The organism is Rahnella sp. ATs2 (assembly GCF_051851855.1).
Classification (GTDB): Bacteria; Pseudomonadota; Gammaproteobacteria; order Enterobacterales; family Enterobacteriaceae; genus Rahnella; species Rahnella variigena.
Window position 1 is genome coordinate 235,062 of sequence record NZ_JBLYPL010000001.1, and the last position, 16,579, is coordinate 251,640.

Annotated in this window: 12 protein-coding genes; 1 reads left to right on the forward strand and 11 read right to left on the reverse strand. The window is 48.6% G+C overall.

Features of this window, described 5'->3' with window-relative positions; all coding sequences use genetic code 11:
* Nucleotides 1-500: 500 nt before the first annotated feature.
* From ACJY2G_RS01105 to ACJY2G_RS01155, 11 genes are all read right to left on the reverse strand, one after another.
* Entirely contained in the window at nucleotides 501-1,466 is a 966-nt protein-coding gene (locus ACJY2G_RS01105; protein WP_430319913.1) for a hypothetical protein, read from the reverse strand.
* The gene (locus ACJY2G_RS01110) at nucleotides 1,457-2,263 is read right to left on the reverse strand and encodes a hypothetical protein (protein ID WP_439291069.1); all 807 of its coding nucleotides are present in this window, start codon (nucleotides 2,261-2,263) and stop codon (nucleotides 1,457-1,459) included. The genes ACJY2G_RS01105 and ACJY2G_RS01110 overlap by 10 nt, the downstream gene beginning before the upstream one ends.
* A 59-nt stretch (nucleotides 2,264-2,322) precedes the next feature.
* Nucleotides 2,323-3,396, reverse strand: a complete 1,074-nt coding sequence (locus ACJY2G_RS01115) for a patatin-like phospholipase family protein (RefSeq protein ID WP_112289454.1) — start codon at nucleotides 3,394-3,396, stop codon at nucleotides 2,323-2,325.
* The gene (locus tag ACJY2G_RS01120) at nucleotides 3,393-4,295 is read right to left on the reverse strand and encodes a diguanylate cyclase regulator RdcB family protein (protein ID WP_430319915.1); all 903 of its coding nucleotides are present in this window, start codon (nucleotides 4,293-4,295) and stop codon (nucleotides 3,393-3,395) included. The genes ACJY2G_RS01115 and ACJY2G_RS01120 overlap by 4 nt, the downstream gene beginning before the upstream one ends.
* Nucleotides 4,295-6,661, reverse strand: coding sequence for a dynamin family protein (locus ACJY2G_RS01125; RefSeq protein ID WP_430319916.1), 2,367 nt, complete (start codon nucleotides 6,659-6,661; stop codon nucleotides 4,295-4,297). The genes ACJY2G_RS01120 and ACJY2G_RS01125 overlap by 1 nt, the downstream gene beginning before the upstream one ends.
* Nucleotides 6,662-6,802: 141 nt before the next feature.
* A complete protein-coding gene (locus ACJY2G_RS01130; protein ID WP_430319917.1) occupies nucleotides 6,803-9,376 on the reverse strand; it encodes an SNF2-related protein in 2,574 nt (857 codons plus the stop codon).
* Nucleotides 9,373-11,343, reverse strand: a complete 1,971-nt coding sequence (locus ACJY2G_RS01135) for a hypothetical protein (protein ID WP_439291072.1) — start codon at nucleotides 11,341-11,343, stop codon at nucleotides 9,373-9,375. The genes ACJY2G_RS01130 and ACJY2G_RS01135 overlap by 4 nt, the downstream gene beginning before the upstream one ends.
* Nucleotides 11,336-12,580 (reverse strand): hypothetical protein, encoded by a 1,245-nt coding sequence (locus tag ACJY2G_RS01140; RefSeq protein WP_430319919.1) that lies wholly within the window; start codon nucleotides 12,578-12,580, stop codon nucleotides 11,336-11,338. The genes ACJY2G_RS01135 and ACJY2G_RS01140 overlap by 8 nt, the downstream gene beginning before the upstream one ends.
* Nucleotides 12,577-13,557, reverse strand: a complete 981-nt coding sequence (locus ACJY2G_RS01145; protein ID WP_112289459.1) for a helix-turn-helix transcriptional regulator — start codon at nucleotides 13,555-13,557, stop codon at nucleotides 12,577-12,579. Before ACJY2G_RS01145 ends, ACJY2G_RS01140 begins: the two co-directional genes overlap by 4 nt.
* A gap of 33 nt (nucleotides 13,558-13,590) precedes the next feature.
* Nucleotides 13,591-15,675, reverse strand: coding sequence for an AAA family ATPase (locus tag ACJY2G_RS01150; RefSeq protein WP_430319920.1), 2,085 nt, complete (start codon nucleotides 15,673-15,675; stop codon nucleotides 13,591-13,593).
* A 166-nt stretch (nucleotides 15,676-15,841) separates the two neighbouring features.
* Nucleotides 15,842-16,036, reverse strand: coding sequence for a transposase (locus ACJY2G_RS01155; RefSeq protein WP_430319921.1), 195 nt, complete (start codon nucleotides 16,034-16,036; stop codon nucleotides 15,842-15,844).
* A gap of 210 nt (nucleotides 16,037-16,246) precedes the next feature.
* Here ACJY2G_RS01155 and ACJY2G_RS01160 point away from each other — a divergent pair, with 210 nt between their 5' ends.
* Entirely contained in the window at nucleotides 16,247-16,495 is a 249-nt protein-coding gene (locus ACJY2G_RS01160; RefSeq protein WP_159281389.1) for a biofilm development regulator YmgB/AriR family protein, read from the forward strand.
* Nucleotides 16,496-16,579 lie beyond the last annotated feature (84 nt).

The window sequence follows — 16,579 nt, forward strand, 5'->3', positions numbered from 1 at the left end:
AGCGTGTTCTGACAGAACATCATTTGTCCAAAAGAGGTTCCCGGTATGCTGGAATGCTTTCCACCCGCCAGTTAACCGCATAAAAGAGATAAACATTCAGAGGGCGTTTGCCTTCTTTAGTGGACGCTTCAATCAGGTGGCCAAGGGCGATTGCCGGGAAAATGGCGGTTGAGAATAATGCGGGGGGGGGCCTTAGTGAATTCGTGAAGGCAGCAGAAGAGTTAAGGAGAAAGTAGTAAATCCGGGGTTAGGGCCTGGAGGGAGAGTCGGTGAAAAAGGAGTGGGGTCTCATGCCATAACGGCAGCATTGACAGGCGGCCTTTAGGATTTGTCGGCGAGGCCCCAGAAACTAATGCGCCAGCCATTCCTGGCTGACGTCTTCTTTTACACCTGTAATTCAATGAAATAGCAGTCTTCCCGGCCTTAGCATTCTATGGAAATCTACCTCATCAAACCACATCAAGTGTTATCAGTGAATGTTCTGGATTTCATCTTATTTTCTATGCCGCCAATAACAGAATATCATCGCTTTCGGCATTGATTACCTGGGTCAGTTCAGGCCGCTTCTCTGCTAATATCAGCAGGTTTGTCTGATACTCAATACCTGAAATACGCTCTTTTCGGTAGTCGAGGAAAGAACGTATGCTTCCGGCATTGTGTTGAGTCAGTGCATGTATCGTCTCTGGCGATGAAGTTAATGTCTCAACGATAGTTTCATTAATTTCCAGCCAGTCGTTTTGCATTTTTTGCATTGTCTCTATGGCGTATTTGGGCGCATTGATTTTTTGCTGAATATAGCTCAGGCACATTCCAAGATGCATAAAGCGTTCCTGAAGCAGGGATAATTCAGGTAATGAAGTGAGGAAGGTCGGATCGTTTGCTGAACGAGCGCAATTTTTTAAAATCAGGCTGGTAAATTCGTACTGCTCATTGAAAGGACGTATCAGTGTTTTCAGCTGTTCGTAATCATTCATCTCAACAAATTGCCGGGCAGTGGTGATGACAGCATTAAAACGGGCGGTCTGCTGGAATGAGGCCTTCAGCTGGGCATCTAAGGCTAATGAAAGTAGCGTGTCAAGTTTCTCAGTATGCGTATGCAGAATGGACTCGATATTATTAAGTTTCTTACAGACGATGGCGAAGCCAGCAGCTGATACGGCCAGGTTAAGTCCGGCAAGTGCAATATTGGCATACTGAAGATTTTGCAATGTCCCGAGAGAATTTTGCAAGGTGTCAATGCCGCCCTGGATATTGGAAAGTGAAGATTTCAATTTCTCTATACTTTCTGCCGTTTGCTCTGCATTACCTGGAAATTTCAAATGAGCAATAATACTTCCCGCCTTGTCATTCCCTTTTGTAACGCGAATAACACCACCATAAATAGCATAAAGCCCGGTCTTGAGGCCTTCCAAAATTTCTGGTGATTGTTGGAACGTACGGTAAAGAACTTCTGGAATCACAGACATTTTTTAAGCTCCTGGCAAAATTTATCAGTTTCCTGCCTGATATAGGCCTGACGGATACACGCAATGCGTATCACCGCGGGAAGGGTGATACGAAAGGCGGGCCCCGTGAGATCATAAGTGACCCAGGCAGCCGAAATGACTGCTGCTATCGGGTTCATCATTGCAGGAGCGCGGATCGCAATCGCTTTTCCAATCAGGGGGATCCCCGCTTTCGCTGCCACATTGAGTGCCGGAACCATCGCCGAGTTGACCAGCCGGGAAAGTGTATAGGGTCCGCAAGTGGAGTAAAGCCAGGAGACTAAATCAGCTGTCTTCCCCTTTTTCAATAATTTTTCAAGTTGCTGGTTATCAAACTTACAATTATGCGCATTAAATAACGCCTCGATTTCTTCCTTACTCTTCCCTTTAAAAGAGGTAGTCAGAATTTGTTTGATAATTAACTCCTCAATATCGCAGACTGAAGCATTTTTGGGAACTTTCACCCCCATTTTTTTGGCGACATCCGTGGCGACAGCAAGGTAAGAAGGTTGAGATGTTGAACGGAATGCATTAACCACGGTGTTTCCGCCAAACGCACAAATTTCACGCGCTAAATCCGCGCTAATAATGTGAAGTGCTCTGCGTCTCTGGTGTGCCAGAATATTTTTCTTACTGTTTTCAGTCAGTGCCAGACGACCTTTTCCTGAGTCAGTAATGATATCAGCCAGTTCAGAAAGTTGTGCAGGTGAAGCATAACGCAACAACTTATCAAGTGAGAGTGTCTTATTAATCAGAGGCATAGATTGTTCTGAACTCACTTTACTCTTCTCCCTAAAAAATGAAATGACGTGATACTTCGTGTGTTTTTAAACTGACCTTATTTAAGCCGCGCCATTGCGCTCTGGAGCAGGGCATTACTCTGAGCATGATGTGACTCACTGTTTTCAAGCATTGATACCGATGTATTCAAAGCCTGACGCGACTGTATTGGGGCTTTAATACGTGCCATCACGGCAACCGTGTCCCGATATCCCTGGTCAATCCATGAGTCGATGTTTTCAGCCGTGAATCCCAGCAGGTCCTTCATTCCTCCGAGTACGCCTTCGTTACGGCTTAGTGAAGTTTGTGGCCGGATTTCCAGGACTGTGGTATCTGGAAAATGATGGCGATCCCATAATGAACCGTCGCTCAAATGCGTGACGATCACCATATTACAACCGGCATCAACCAGCGGGGTGACCGGCGTATTACCCTGCAGGGTTGCCCATCCACCCATCCCACCATCACTGTAGTGCTTGCCGTTAATGTCGCGGGATTGAAACAGCAGCGGCAGTGCAGCTGAGGCCAACAGTGCTTCTCTTTGCAGGGTTTGAGGTAAGGCCTGAATCAGTTGGAACTCCGAATCTTGTGTTTTACCTACACCAAATTCAGCCAGTGCGCAGCTTATAATATCGGAGAAGCCTCCCTCTGTGGGATAGAGCGAAGCATATAACGGTGTTCCGCTGGCTAATGCATCGGGATCCAAAAACTGGTTCATCAATTCTATTAACGGTTGGTCAGATAATAGAGATTCATCGTCCTGCAGAGCAGAAAATGATCTTATTCCCAGACCGTTTATCAGAGCACCCAGTAATGTTCCGGATTTACTAAGCAGGGGCGAAAGCCCCATTGCGAGGCCATATTGCGTCAGTAACCGCAGATAAGCCGATTTATTGAATTTAAGCACCTCATTAGTGCCCAGATGGTGCCATATCTCACCCATTCGGGCTGCACCTTGTTCCAGCGATGCGGAGGATGAAAGAATGGCGCCATTCAGGGCACCGATGCTGGCACCGGCTATGCAGTGAATTTCCGTGCCGGACTCTGCAAGCGCTCTGATAACCCCAACCTGATAAGCACCAATAGCTCCGCCGCCAGACAGCGCCAGGCCCACTTTTATGGGTTGATTCATTTCAGGTCCTCGCTAAACACTTCGTCGACCATCGCGTCTGCAATGCGTTCTGCTGAACAAATTCGGGGCATCCTGATGGGCAGCGTTTCATAGGATTGAGTAACGGCCCAGCTAATCGGATGACTCTCTTCCTTACACCAGTTAGCCATCCAGTTAATGACCGCAGGCCAGGCTGTGTCTTGTACTGCGCCAGCCTGCCAGGCCAACCAGTTACGGACGTCATGACGCGCATTGGGTTTTGTCCCGAAATCCAGAGCCATCTGGGTCAGCGCCCTGTTTTTCAACATCTCAATAAACTGTTCAGCCTGTTTTGCTTCAGCCTGTCGGATAACATCGCCAAAAGCTCCCCAGCGCAATTCTTCAAGTGCCACGTAGCAACGCCCGGCCAGCGGAAGCGCGGCATAACGTCCTGCACTCCAGTTAGAGAAAATACGGTCTAGATGCAACTGACCCTGTTGAAGGCTATCGACGCGCTGGAGCTGCTCTTCCAGTTTGCCTACGCGTTGGTTAACGTGGCTGGCAAGCTCACGTAACTGTTCACGTGTGTCAGCGGAATATTCCGCAATTTTCGCCGTATCCTGCAACAACGCATTAACGCGTTCGTTGACCCGCGACACGGCTAAATTGGTGCCTGCCAGTGATGACGTCAGCTCGGTGAGCCAGGTAAGGGATGCCTGTATTCCGTCATTAAAAGAAGCGTTTATCGCCTGTTGTCTGGCAGCTGATTGTCCACTCATGCCCTCTTTAATTCGCTGAAAGAATGACCGGTTTTGCGAGCTGCGCAGATGATCGTTTACAACATCAATACCGTTAGCAAAATCGACAACGAATTTTTCAGGAATACACTCAAGTACCTGGCAGGCTTCAATATTAGTAAAAGTCTCTTTAAAAAGTGTCATCAGAGTAGCGCCTCCAGTTCTTCTTTCAGCGCTTTACCGTCGAGTATCATTTCCGGCGTCAGCTTCTGCAATTCATGTAAACGTTCTGTGAGCTGTTCCTGCTGCTGCTTGTCACTTTTGTGATCTTCTGTACTTTGGATCAGAGTATTGCGGAGTTGCTCAACTTTACTTTTAAACTGCTGAAAGAACAGGTCGATCTCAGCAACGATGGGGTCTTTGATTTCTTCCTGAATAATTTTATTGAGTTGTTCGAAATGTTCCTTCCTCTGAACTTTTACTGCTGCTTTTATTTTATTGATATCAACCACTGATTTGACAACCTCCACACTGTAGTCCTCCCAACCCCAGTCGTTGGTGCTAAACCATTTGCATACAGATCCCCACATACTACTGGAGCGGCGATAATGCGTTTCTTTAAACGATTTTTCTTCTAGCAATGTGGTCATACGACTTCTGACAGACAAAGGAGCCTGCAGGTTTTTAACCTGGGGGAACGAGATCTTAATTGAGAATCCACCCTCTTCCAGGCGTGAATTGATCTGGTTAGCAATATTATCTATCGCTCTTAGCGCGTTACCGTGGAAACTCTCTTCAATCCCGGCAACAATATCCGTCAGGGTCGGCTTGATGTCCCCCTCGATTTCATCCAGAAGAGACATGACTGAATTTTCAATTTTAGCTACAAAGGCCTCCGCTGCAGCACGCTCTGCAAATGTCACTACTGGATTATCAGGATCAAAGTCCCTCGTTACCGGTTTGGATCTTTTCGCCAATACCCTGGGAAATTTGCCTAGTGAAGATTCACGTTTTTTTAGCTGCGAAGATTCAATCTCTTCTTTTTCCTGACGTTTACCGTCACGGAAATAATGTTCGATTTGCCCGTCCAGTTTTAACTGAACCTGTGTCATTAAAGCTTCAGATTCCTGTTTGACCCGCAGCATGGAAGCAGTGACTTCTTTATCTACCGATTTCTGGCAGCAATTGACATTTTCGATATCAGTAAGCAGATCATTAATCTGTTGCTGCAATGTAGTAATACTCGCCCTGAGTCCCTGATGGCGCACAGACAGGTATTCTTGGGCGTTTTCAGCGTTTTGCACCAGTTTCGATGCAGCAGAATCCACGGCTAAGGCAGCTGCTTTAGCATGCGCTGCATGAATGACTTCAGTGATCAACTTATCAAACAGCGAATGGCGCCAGATCTTTTCAGCACGGTTCAGGCTCTGGACTTTATCCTGCAGGTCGCTTTCATCCCACATTTGTCCATAAGCCAGTTGGGCAAAATCCTTTACCCATTCTTCACTCATTGGTAGCGCATCAGAATGGCTAAGGACGTTTCGGGCCCGGTTGGCGAGGTATGCCTGGCGGGAAGAGCCCGGATAAACCTGCTCTGCCGTCAGAACGTCACCATCGAGCATTGCCGGAACGTTTTGCTTAACCGTCGGTGCGTCATCGCTGTTACGATCTTTCTGATCGAACTTATTCACCAGAATAAACAGGCGTCCGGCAGCCACTTCGGCAATTGCATTAAGTTCTTTACGCACATTCTGGTCGGCCAGAGAATTTAACTGGGTGTAATCGAGAACGGCCAGAACCGCGGAAGCTTTCTGCAGTTGATCTCGCATCATCGCCTGCAAATGTGGCTGGCCTGCTTCGTTTGGCCCCGGGGTATCGAGCAGGGTTAACGTGCCCTGACTGTCATCCATACTGGTCAGGTGGCTAAATTCCACTTCAATAACCGGGAGTTCATGGAATTCATCATAGGCATCAAAAGGGAATTCGACTTCAAGTTCGCTGGCAAGGCGCACAAGGTCGTTGAGATGGGTCAGACAGGAGAAAATTTCTTCCTCATCAAGATAGGTATCTTTCAACCATTCAACATTGCGGGTGATGGCCAGTAATTTTTTCTTCTCACTGTCCTTTTCCAACTGACGAACAAGATGTTTACCTTCTGGTGTGCTGATTTTCTTATTTAAATCAATCAGAAGGTTATGCAGGGCATCAGTATTATTTAGCTGTAAATCCGGGATAAGCTTACCCGGCACATGGCGAATCAATGTCGGTATTGACGTCATCGGACGATTACGATTGGGCAGAATCTCTTTACCAACAATGGCATTAATGGTGGTGGATTTTCCCGCTTTCATGGTACCGACGACGGCAAGCACGATCTCTTTACGGGCGATTTTTAACCGCTCACCCTCAAGTTCTTCAACTCTTTTCTCTGCCTTATGCCGGGCAAATAACTGCCCCAGGTCATTGGCTAATACTTTCGGTTCGTTAATCATCTTGTGCAGCAATTCAATATTTAACTGCAATAGCCGTCCGGCTTCATCACAGAGTAAAGCAACATTGTTCTCGTGCATGATCATCCTTATTAAAATGTAGAAAGTTCGGTCCCTGACGTCTGGCATTGGCGTTAACTCACAAGGTCTAAACGGCAGAAGAAAAATTTACAATTTGATTATTAGTAACGGCACATGCCTGAAAACCTTCAGGCTAATTTATCAGTCAGATAATGACGGCCTTCTGTTTTGGTTCAGGGGAGAAAAGTTCGGTGCAGCATCAATCACTGACTGCATATTTTCCCGGTTCCCGACATTGTCCTGAAGCGTGTTGACTGAAAAGGGATTGCCATGTAATTGCGCACGAAGGTTATCCCAACGCTGGTTCAGAACTTGCCAGTTCCGCTCGTCGTAAGTGCCTTTGAAGATAACCGGCATAAAATCGATGGTCGGTAACGCATCGCCGCGTTCTCCAGCGTTCAGTGCTTCCTCAAGTTTTTTCTGCCAGAGGCTGTTCAACCGATCGACCCGGCCAATCTGTTGCTCTACCACGCCAGGGTTCCATTCCGGATGCAGCATGATTACCGTTTTGCAGGCCAGATGCAGGTTCAGTCCCTCTCTGGCGACCAGCGATTGAGCGACAAGAACAGAAGGGCGGCTGTATTGGCGGTTGAAGGCCAGATTAATCAAGTTGCGACTGGCTGCCGAGGTTTGTCCATTCATCAGGCGTGCATAGTCACTTTCGCGACGGCTGTACTCTTCATGGAGCCAGTCCACAACAACTTGCCAGCGTTGCTCCGCAAATTGACTCTCCCCGTCGACTTCTTCGTCACTGTCGGGGTTATCACGATCACGCGTGGCATTAACGATATCGGTAAAAACGTCTGCCAGGCGCGCAGGGGAGCGTCGTTCTTCAGCTGTCCCGGTCAGCGAGTAAATAGCCCTGGCAACGATGACCAAATCTTCATTACCATCGCGACGTGGGGCACGTTGCTTAAAGACGTTAAACAGTGTTTTCACACTGTGGCTTTCGCAGGTCGATAATCCCTCATCAAGCCGTAAAATCAGGCTATTGCGAAATGCGATACGGCTGTTATCTAGCTCTTTGTATTGACTGGCAAGTTGTGCATTGATGTCCTTCTGGCTGGCCTCGCCGTCATATAACTGACGCCAGGCGCATTGAACGGCAGGCCACTCGGACACTGGCAACTGTTCATGTGGCCAGTAATTTTGTTTTGACTCCAGCGTTCGCAACATTTCGCGTGCATTAAGTAACTGTACCAGTGCGGTCATTGGTCGGGTAAACCGGCCAAAAACCAACACTTTTTCATCGCGAGAGCAAACCTCCTCTACGGCTTCAACCGCAGCCAGGATTGCAGGATGGGTAAAGAGGGGTGTTTCTTCACCCGTACTTAGAATGGGGGTGAGTTGGCTCTGCCACCATTTGGCACGTTGCTGGCGCTTATCCGCGTGCGCCCTGGTTCCCGGTTCAGTGACTTCTTGCTGATCCGTTTCGAACGGAGGCATCACGTCTTCCTCCGGAGCATTCAACAGCGTGGCGATACCATGCCCGTTGCCAACCGTCAGTCTAAGTCGTTGCGCTGCGCTGTCTTCGTGCATCCGGGAAACAAACGACAGCGCTTCAGCGGCGCAGATCGCCTGTCTCCAACTCATCGGCAGTGAGAAGGTATCCACCACGATCTCTTTCTTACGACGATAGGGACGGGTTGAGTGCTGATGGAATTTTTGTACGGACTCGTCTTCGCGTTTGTCACGACGCAACAGATACGGCGAAAGTGCCTGCTCAAACGCAGCGGAAGCCTGGTAATACTTCTGTTGTGACAGGCTGTTGGCATAGTTTTCCCTGATGTCTGCGACGGCGGCCTGGTAATGTTCTATGGCCTGAATGGCTTCGGGAGAACTGACCTCAATCCGGGCCAGCATTTGTGTCCATTGCTGGCTGTCGAGTTCAATGGGCGTTGCGCTGACGGCCAGTCGTCGGGTTTCACTGGCAGGCTGAATGATATTTTCCAGCAAGCGATTCAGGCTGCTGCTTTGTCCCCGGCTTTTGTGCGCTTCATCGACGATAACAAGTTCAAACGTCCCGAGCCCAAGCCCCACACTGGTTTCAAGATGTTCGCGTTGTATTGAATACACGCCAAAATCTTTATCCGACAGAGCTTTATCCCAGTCGATTTTACGCGTCAGCGATTTCATCTGTTTTCTGGCTGGATGTGCGGCGGGCAGACGACGTATCGCCGCGCTGATTTTTTTAGCAGCAAGCTTGAGATGAGGTTCGGTTAATGAAGGGCAATCACATTTTTCAGACCACCGCCAGCAGAGTTCCGGGAGCAATCCCCAGCGCCATGGATGACTATTTTCGCCCAGTCGCCAGTTCGCCATGGCGTGGGAAACAATCAGACAATTTTCCTCAAACCAGGGGGCGGATGGTATGTCCGTTTCCCACACACTCATATATTGCTTAAGACTAAGCAGCGGTGCGGAAGGGGTGACACCTACCGTTTTTAGCTCCTCCCGCCAGTTGGCCGCCAGTCCACCCGGAATCAAAACGGCGACTCTGCCGCCTGCCGCAATGACGCAACGGGAAAGTGCTGCGGCGATGCGGGTTTTTCCCATACCCACTTCGTCCGCCAGGATAATGCCATGATGTTCAATGCGATCGGCAATTGCCAGCAAGGCTGCTTTTTGCCCGGCATTAAGCTCTACCTGTTCCTGCGTAACCAGTTCGCGTAATAACTCAGTGACGACTGGCCAGCCCTGAAAGTTATTCTTCATTTACACTCTCCGAAATTGCGCAGGGAATCAACACCCCATGCTTGTTCAATACGCATCAGCATCTGCAGATAATCCTGTCCCTTATCACTCTGATCGTCTTCGGCATACACTGGTCGGAAAGGTGCTTCTCTCAGCGGACTGAGAGGATTGATACCAAGATCCATAAAGCGGGTGATATCTCCATTGTCGCTTGCCTGAATCAGTGCCTGTTCGAGACTACGGCACCAGTAAAGCCACTGGCTTTCAGGAAGCGTGGTCTGGCGCTCGGCAATACCTTCGATTAACGCCATTACCTGTCTGACCGGCTGAGAGGAGACCGGCTGGTCGTCAGAATTTATCGTGAAAGAACCCGCTGTTGAGGTTGTCAACATGCTGGTTGGATCAGCAAAATCCACATCGGGTGTGTGAGGAAAACTGGATAGCTGCCAAAGCACTTCTTCCAAATCGAGCGGCCGCAAGGGCGTTGCTGCAATGCGGCCAAGCGCATCAACAACGGGAATTTTTGCACTCTGTGTCCCGTTATCTGCCGGCCAGGCAATGTCCACCCAGCGTGGCATTTCGCCCTGCCATAGAAACCCCTGCGAAACCAAGGGACACGAAGTTCCGCCAGGCGCGAAAGCGGTGATGTTATTCTCGGGGGATCCAGAGTAATGAAGGGTACCCTGACCGTCTGCAAGGGGTGTCCATTTGAGCCAGGTTATGGGCGGTGCAAAGTAGGGAGTGCGTTCCTCCATCTCCTGTCCCGCCTGAAGGGGCATTTGCAGAGCATCACAATCAATCTCTGACTGGATGGGTAGCAACCATGCCAGGGTTTTTTCGGGAGCCAGCTTCCCAGCCGCGGTTCTCGCCAACCGTTCCGGTGAAAAAAATACGCCGGCTTCGAGATTTCCCACGCCTGTTTTCATTCGCTGCATAAAGCCAGGCCCGGTAAGATTTCCTGAGCCCATATAAAGCCAGCACTGAGTCAGCGTATCGCTGACATTGCGGTAGTTAGCACTGAAAATAAATTTGGCATGTAGGGTGCGTTCAGTCTTTGCCAACTGAGAAGGGGGTCTGACAGTGATATGTTGTTCTCTGAGCGTTGCCACATTATTAGCAACCGCCTGACAAGCCTCAGGATTAACATAGAGATCAATTTCCGGTTTTTTTGTTAATAAATCGTCGTCCTGTAAAAGCTGGACAATTTTCTGTGGCACCAATGATTTGTCGCCTTTACCCCCTTCATAGAAACCGGAACCCATCGCAAGATAATTTCTCTTTCCAGCAATGGCAGGCTGTTCCAGCCAGGATTTCAACTGATTAAAGAGTGACCTTTTGCGGTTGTCGACCAAACGGGGTTTACCGTGGGCATATTGTCGACATACGTTAAGCCATGCGTTGACATCCAGCCGCGCCAGTCCTCCGGTCGTTAGCCGGTCATTTATTTCTAATGACAACAGGCTGGTGTCACACCAGGAGGCGATATCCTCAAACAAATTTTGCGCGGCACGAAAATCTGCACAACTTTGTTGAATATCTTTGGTGACGTTCTCCAGTGCTTCACTGGAGAGATCCAGGCACCAGACCAAATCAAGGCTTTCAGTCAGTGTCTCTTTTGTCCAGTTTCCGGTGCTGACGACCAGTCGTAATCGCCAGGCATCTTCCGGTTGGTCAGGCTTAAATCCCAGCAGAGCGATTTTCGCATGAAGTAAATTCAGCGGTGGAGCTGATTTCATCTGGCAATGTAATACGCCGGGGACATCAACGGTGGAAATGGGCTTATTTCCGGCATCAAGAAAGAGTGCCAGCTTTATTTGCCCGTGATGAGCCCGCGCAGCCTGATTAAGGCAGCTAAAGCGATCCACTGCATTTTCCAGAAAGTCATCCGTTGCTGAATAACCACATAGCCAGCCAAAATGCCCCTTATAACCCTCAGGCGCATCAAAATAGTCGGCCAGGGAGGGAGGCAGTGTTGAGAAATCAGCCATTATTCATTTCCTTCTTTAACCAATCCGCCAGTTTGCCATGTAGATCAAGGTTGAGCAGGAACAGGTTGCGGATCCGCCAGGATATTGATGCAGGCCAAAAACCGGAGGCCTCTTCGGCATATTGTTCTTCACCCTCGGTGTTCTGAGCAGATTGAGAGACCCCGCTATCAAAGGCCGGGCCAGGTTCAATCACGTCGCCCTTTAGCTTGAGAATATGACCGTCACGGCTGACCAGTGCGTGCAATAAAGCCACAGGTTCCAGGGTACATTCGCTGCAAAACTGGTTTGCAGCCGCATCACTGTGTTTCAAATCCAAAAATGCTTGTGCGTCAAGTCTCAGCCTTTCAGCCGTGTCACTGATTGCAAGTGGAAGTTTCTGATGCAATGAGAGAGCAGAGCCACGCTGAGACATTTCATATTCCAGAAGATCCAGTAGTGCGAGTGCCGTGTTTTGTGTTTTGAAGAAATAGGCACCCGCCTGTAAGTCGTGCCAGTGAACTGACGAAATTTCGTCAGGGCGGTCTTTCCAGCTCAGTGGTTTAGGCGGGGACTGACGCAAACGATCCATCCATCGCAAGGCGTCCCTGCGACGCTTGCTATCCTCGTCGTTGCCAGCATTTTCCAGCTGGTTTCGTATCAGCAAGCAGGCATCTTGCGATAAGGAGATTAATGGCGAATTGATGGTTTTTGGCGGCTTTCTGTCAGGTGAGCTGATCCATTTTTTCAGCTCAGCCATTTGCGGCGTTTCAAGCCTGACAAGTTGTTCGCCCACCTGACTGCATTGAAAGGCGTTAAAGTTACGCTGAGCATGAACAAATCCCAGTGCGGGCAGTGCTTCAATCGTACTCATACGCATCGGGATGGTGACGTAGAAAGCGCGTCTTCTTGCGGCGTTAAAGGTCAGGCGGTTAGGTTCTAATCTGCGAATCTTACGGATGCCACGCAGGCGACGATCCCGGTTCTTCCCTTCATTCTCCCGAAAGCCCTGCCAACAGCAAAGCGCTTCAATGGCATTCGCGGCTTCGATATTGCTGACGTCTTTGCCCAGCTGAGATGCTATCGCCACCCCCTGTAACGCCATCATCAGTTGGCGCCCAAACCAGACGCCGCCCAAACCTGGCACAGCCCGATGATGGAAGCGCGCAACAATTTCGCTAAGTTGTAAGGTACGTGTTCTTCTAACGGAAGGTACGGTTGCAGGCGCGCAAAGACCCCAGGTAATGTTGTTCAGAGTCATTCTGCGGTGCTTCCTTCCACAACAGGCTGCCGTTGAACGTTACTGACGGCTTCCCCAAAGGCGGCTAAAAACCACTTAAGCATGGCGCTGTCTACCACTGTGGCGGAGAATTCCAGGCGTTGATTGCCGATTTCCCGATGGGTTTGATCCAGTGACAGCGGTGATTCAATCAGATGGAGTCCGGCGGTACGGTCAATTTCAAACGTCAGATATATCTGGTGACCCTCACCAAAACCAAAGCGACCATCATCATCATATTTTTTCAGGTTAAATTCGGCAGGGCGCACAAAGGTGAATGTGCTGATGCTGGCTGCCAGAATACGATTTAGCGCCAGACTCCGTTCGTTGTTATACCCTTCAAAACGGCAGACCAGATACATGCGGGGCCCCTGCTGTGCCAGGCCCAGTGGCATCACTGAGTTTTCACTCTCTTTGCCACTCGCATTACGGTAGGTGATCTTCAGCCAGCGGTTGAGATAGAGAGCTTCGCTTACCGATTCAAAAATACCTTCCGCTATCGGGGGAGGCAGCAAAGGCTGACTGGTTGCCACGACCCTGACCTTGTCCGGCCACTCCGCCTCGAGCCGCCCGGTTCCAATGTCGTGGAGATTTCGATGAGCCTGAGTAAAAAAGCCCGTCATTGATCTTATTAACCTGCTGGGCAGAATCGGCTTGAGGTGTGCTTCGGCCATGGCCAGAATCAGAGATTCCTGCGGCGTTAGCATGGGAAGGGAAACGCCTTTTGATCCCTCTAACCAGCGATATCCATACGGGCGACTGCGTAAGTCGCATTCAATATCAAAATGAGTGCAGAGCATTTCCAGATGACGCTGGATGGTGCGCAAATCGCGCTCAATTCCCGCATGAAGCAATTGTTCGTGTAATTCTTTGGCGGTGGTTTTCCTGCCGCGCGGAATTCGTCGTAACAATTCAAGAGCAAGCAGCGTTGTTTCTATTGTTTCTGGTCGTTTGGCCATGGTTTATTCCCTTTTCGGTCCATACGAAACTGATTAATGCATAAACCCAATTGCGACGTCTTCTCGTTTTTTTACCCGGCATTCCGCTTTAAGAGCGGTAACAAATGCATTAGCGGATGTCAGTGGTTTGAATGCGTGTTGGCGTGATACGACGGAAAAATCCCCAGGCGTCAACAAGGACAATCTCGCTAATTCATTGATAGCAGAAGGTGAGGGCTCACCGAGTTTCAGTTGCTTGCAGTAAAGATTCAGTAGCGCAATTGCCTGATTATCACACATAAAATTAAAGCGAATTTTCAGGTCAAAACGGCGTAATGCTGCTGCATCCAGCACATCGAACCTGTTCGTGGTGGTAATAAAAATTCCGTCGAAATGTTCTATCTGGCTGAGCATTTCATTGACGCAACTGATCTCCCAACTTTGCCGGCACTCTTCCCGGGCAGTGAGAAAACTGTCCACCTCATCAATGAGTAGCACGGCGTTATCCCGTCGGGCCTGCTCAAAAGCCGCGGCAATATTCTGCTCGCTTTCACCGACATGCCTGCCGAATAGTTGTGACGCTTTTTTTTCAATCACGGGGAGCTTCAACTGTTCTGCCAGCCAGTAAGCCCAGGCGGTTTTACCTGTACCCGGGGGGCCATAAAGACAAAAGCGGGCTGAATCGACGGGTGACAAGGAAGCGGCAATCTCGCCAAGCGGGCAGTCACTGTTAATGAATGCCATGTTATAAAATTCAGATGATTTGACTTTAGTTTTTAGCTTTATCGGCAAATGTCCCTGAGCCTTTAGGGTGCTATTAATTAAAAACATTAAATAGTGAGTATGCCTCTCTTCATCCAGTTTATCTTTGATGGAATGCAAAATTGTCCCGGCTCGATTTACAACGGCAGGTGCCAGATAGGGGATGTTGGCCAGTTGTGAAATATCATTATTCGAGAGCGTTGCACCACAAGCTTCACGCAGAATCGTTTCCCGCTGTACCCGGGGAGGGGCGGTTAATTCTAAAACGATATCAAACCGGCGGATGTAAGCGGGGTCCATTTCGCGGATCTCATTAGAGACCCAAAGGGTGGGCACCCTGTTTTCTTCAAGCAGGCGATTAACCCACGCTTTTGGCACGGGCTGGGGCGCCGTTGTTAGCGAACCCTGACTTTCACTAAAAACATCTTCTGCTTCGTCGAGCAGGATGAGTGCTTTTTCCCCACCAAAAAATCGTTGCGCTGCCCGCCATGCGCGAAGACGCCGACTGCCATTGATGGGCCTTGCAGTTTCATTTTCGCTGGTAACTTCATAAATTTCGCTGTTTAACTCTTCTGCCAGCAATCGGCAGAGCTGGCTCTTACCCGTTCCCGGTTGCCCATAAATCAGGATATTCACACCGATACGACTGGATTGAAAAGCATAATGAAGCCACTGCCTCATCACATTGATCGCTGGAATATGCTGGTAATCTTCAAATTTAAGATGTGCGGGTTCACACTGGGAAATCATCCCCCCCAGTAGCCTGGCTGGATCTGTTTCACCCGCAGACAGACGCTCATAAAAGGTCGGAGAAAATGGCTCGAGTTTATTGCGTAATGTATAGGCGCCATTGGTTTCCAGATTCACAAGACCGGTTTTTGTTAATACGCTTAACGGTCCTAATGCGAAGCGGACATCGTCCTCCGTGAGATCCAGTACTGCAGCCAGAGCCCTGTAAACTTTGGCTGAAGTCATCGCTCCAAGGTAGTCAGCGGTATCATCAAGCAGTTGCTCTTGATGGAGTTGCAAAGTGAATTCCAGAATTAAGCTTTCAGCTGGACTGAGTCCAATTCGGCGGGCCAGGCTCTCTAATGCCTGCTGAAATTCAGTAGGCTTCGCCATCGGGATTTGTCGTTCAAGCTCCGCATGACGCAAACGTAATACCCCCAGTATCGATTGCTGTAACTGATGATTGAACTCCTCATCTTCATATTTAGTCAGGTTCAGATATCCAGCCAGAGGCTGATTGTTAAATCCGTGCTGAGTCATGAATTGCTTATGCGCACCTAACCGGAAAAAAAGACGTAATATCCACAGTTGCAGAGTGTTATCACGTTCGAATGACTGAATAAGTTCAGCATTTTGAGTTTTTTGCATATTAGTCCCCTTTAAAAATCTTATTTTCTCCATCGGCGTGACAAGTTGTGTCGCAACTATTCTATTTAATTTTATTTAATATATGAGCATGGTGAGACACACTCTGTCGCAGGCTTGTGTTATGGGGGGGGGGAGATAAGGTGAATGGCGCGGATTACGGGGATGCTTACAGGAGTATCTCCCCCCTGACTTCTCCGCGATATTGGCGTAACCAGCGTTGTGATGTTGAAAGGCCTATATTCATCATTTCAGCAGTCTGGGTCACCGGGTACTTGTGCTGCAGAACCAAAATGACACATTCCTGTTTGAACTCATGGGTAAACGTTTTATTTCGCATTTTCACCTTGGTAGAGTTACTCATTATATCTCTAACAAAGTGTCCAGAATGATTAGACCATTACAGTGTGAAAATTTTAGGAATTACCATATTGATCTCTCCCACTAAAATATTATTATTAAAATTACAGGTGCTAAGAAAAGTTGCTAAGAGGTCAGCAGCCTTGAGATGGAACCTCTCAGAAAAAAGTTGCGGCAGTCTCTTAAAGATTTGAGACTTAAATGGAGAAATAGCATGACACAGAAGAAAAGCACATCCAATCAGATTGATGACTACTTTAAAGCTATGAGCGAAGGCACACTGGGTGAAAGGAAGACATATTTGCAACTTTTTGCCGAACTTACCTCAACGCATAAATCGGTCAGCCGAAAGGACATCATTCGAGGCCTGGTTAAAAAGCTTGAAATGGAGAAGGACGTAACAAAGGCCGATATTTATCGCAATATACTTGAACAGATGCATGAAACTCGGGATAACGACTAGCTAAGCAGGCATAATTTTCAATGTATAAGAGAAAAAATACCGGACGAGAAAGTTACTAAATCCACTGAGTAAAAAAATTTTCAA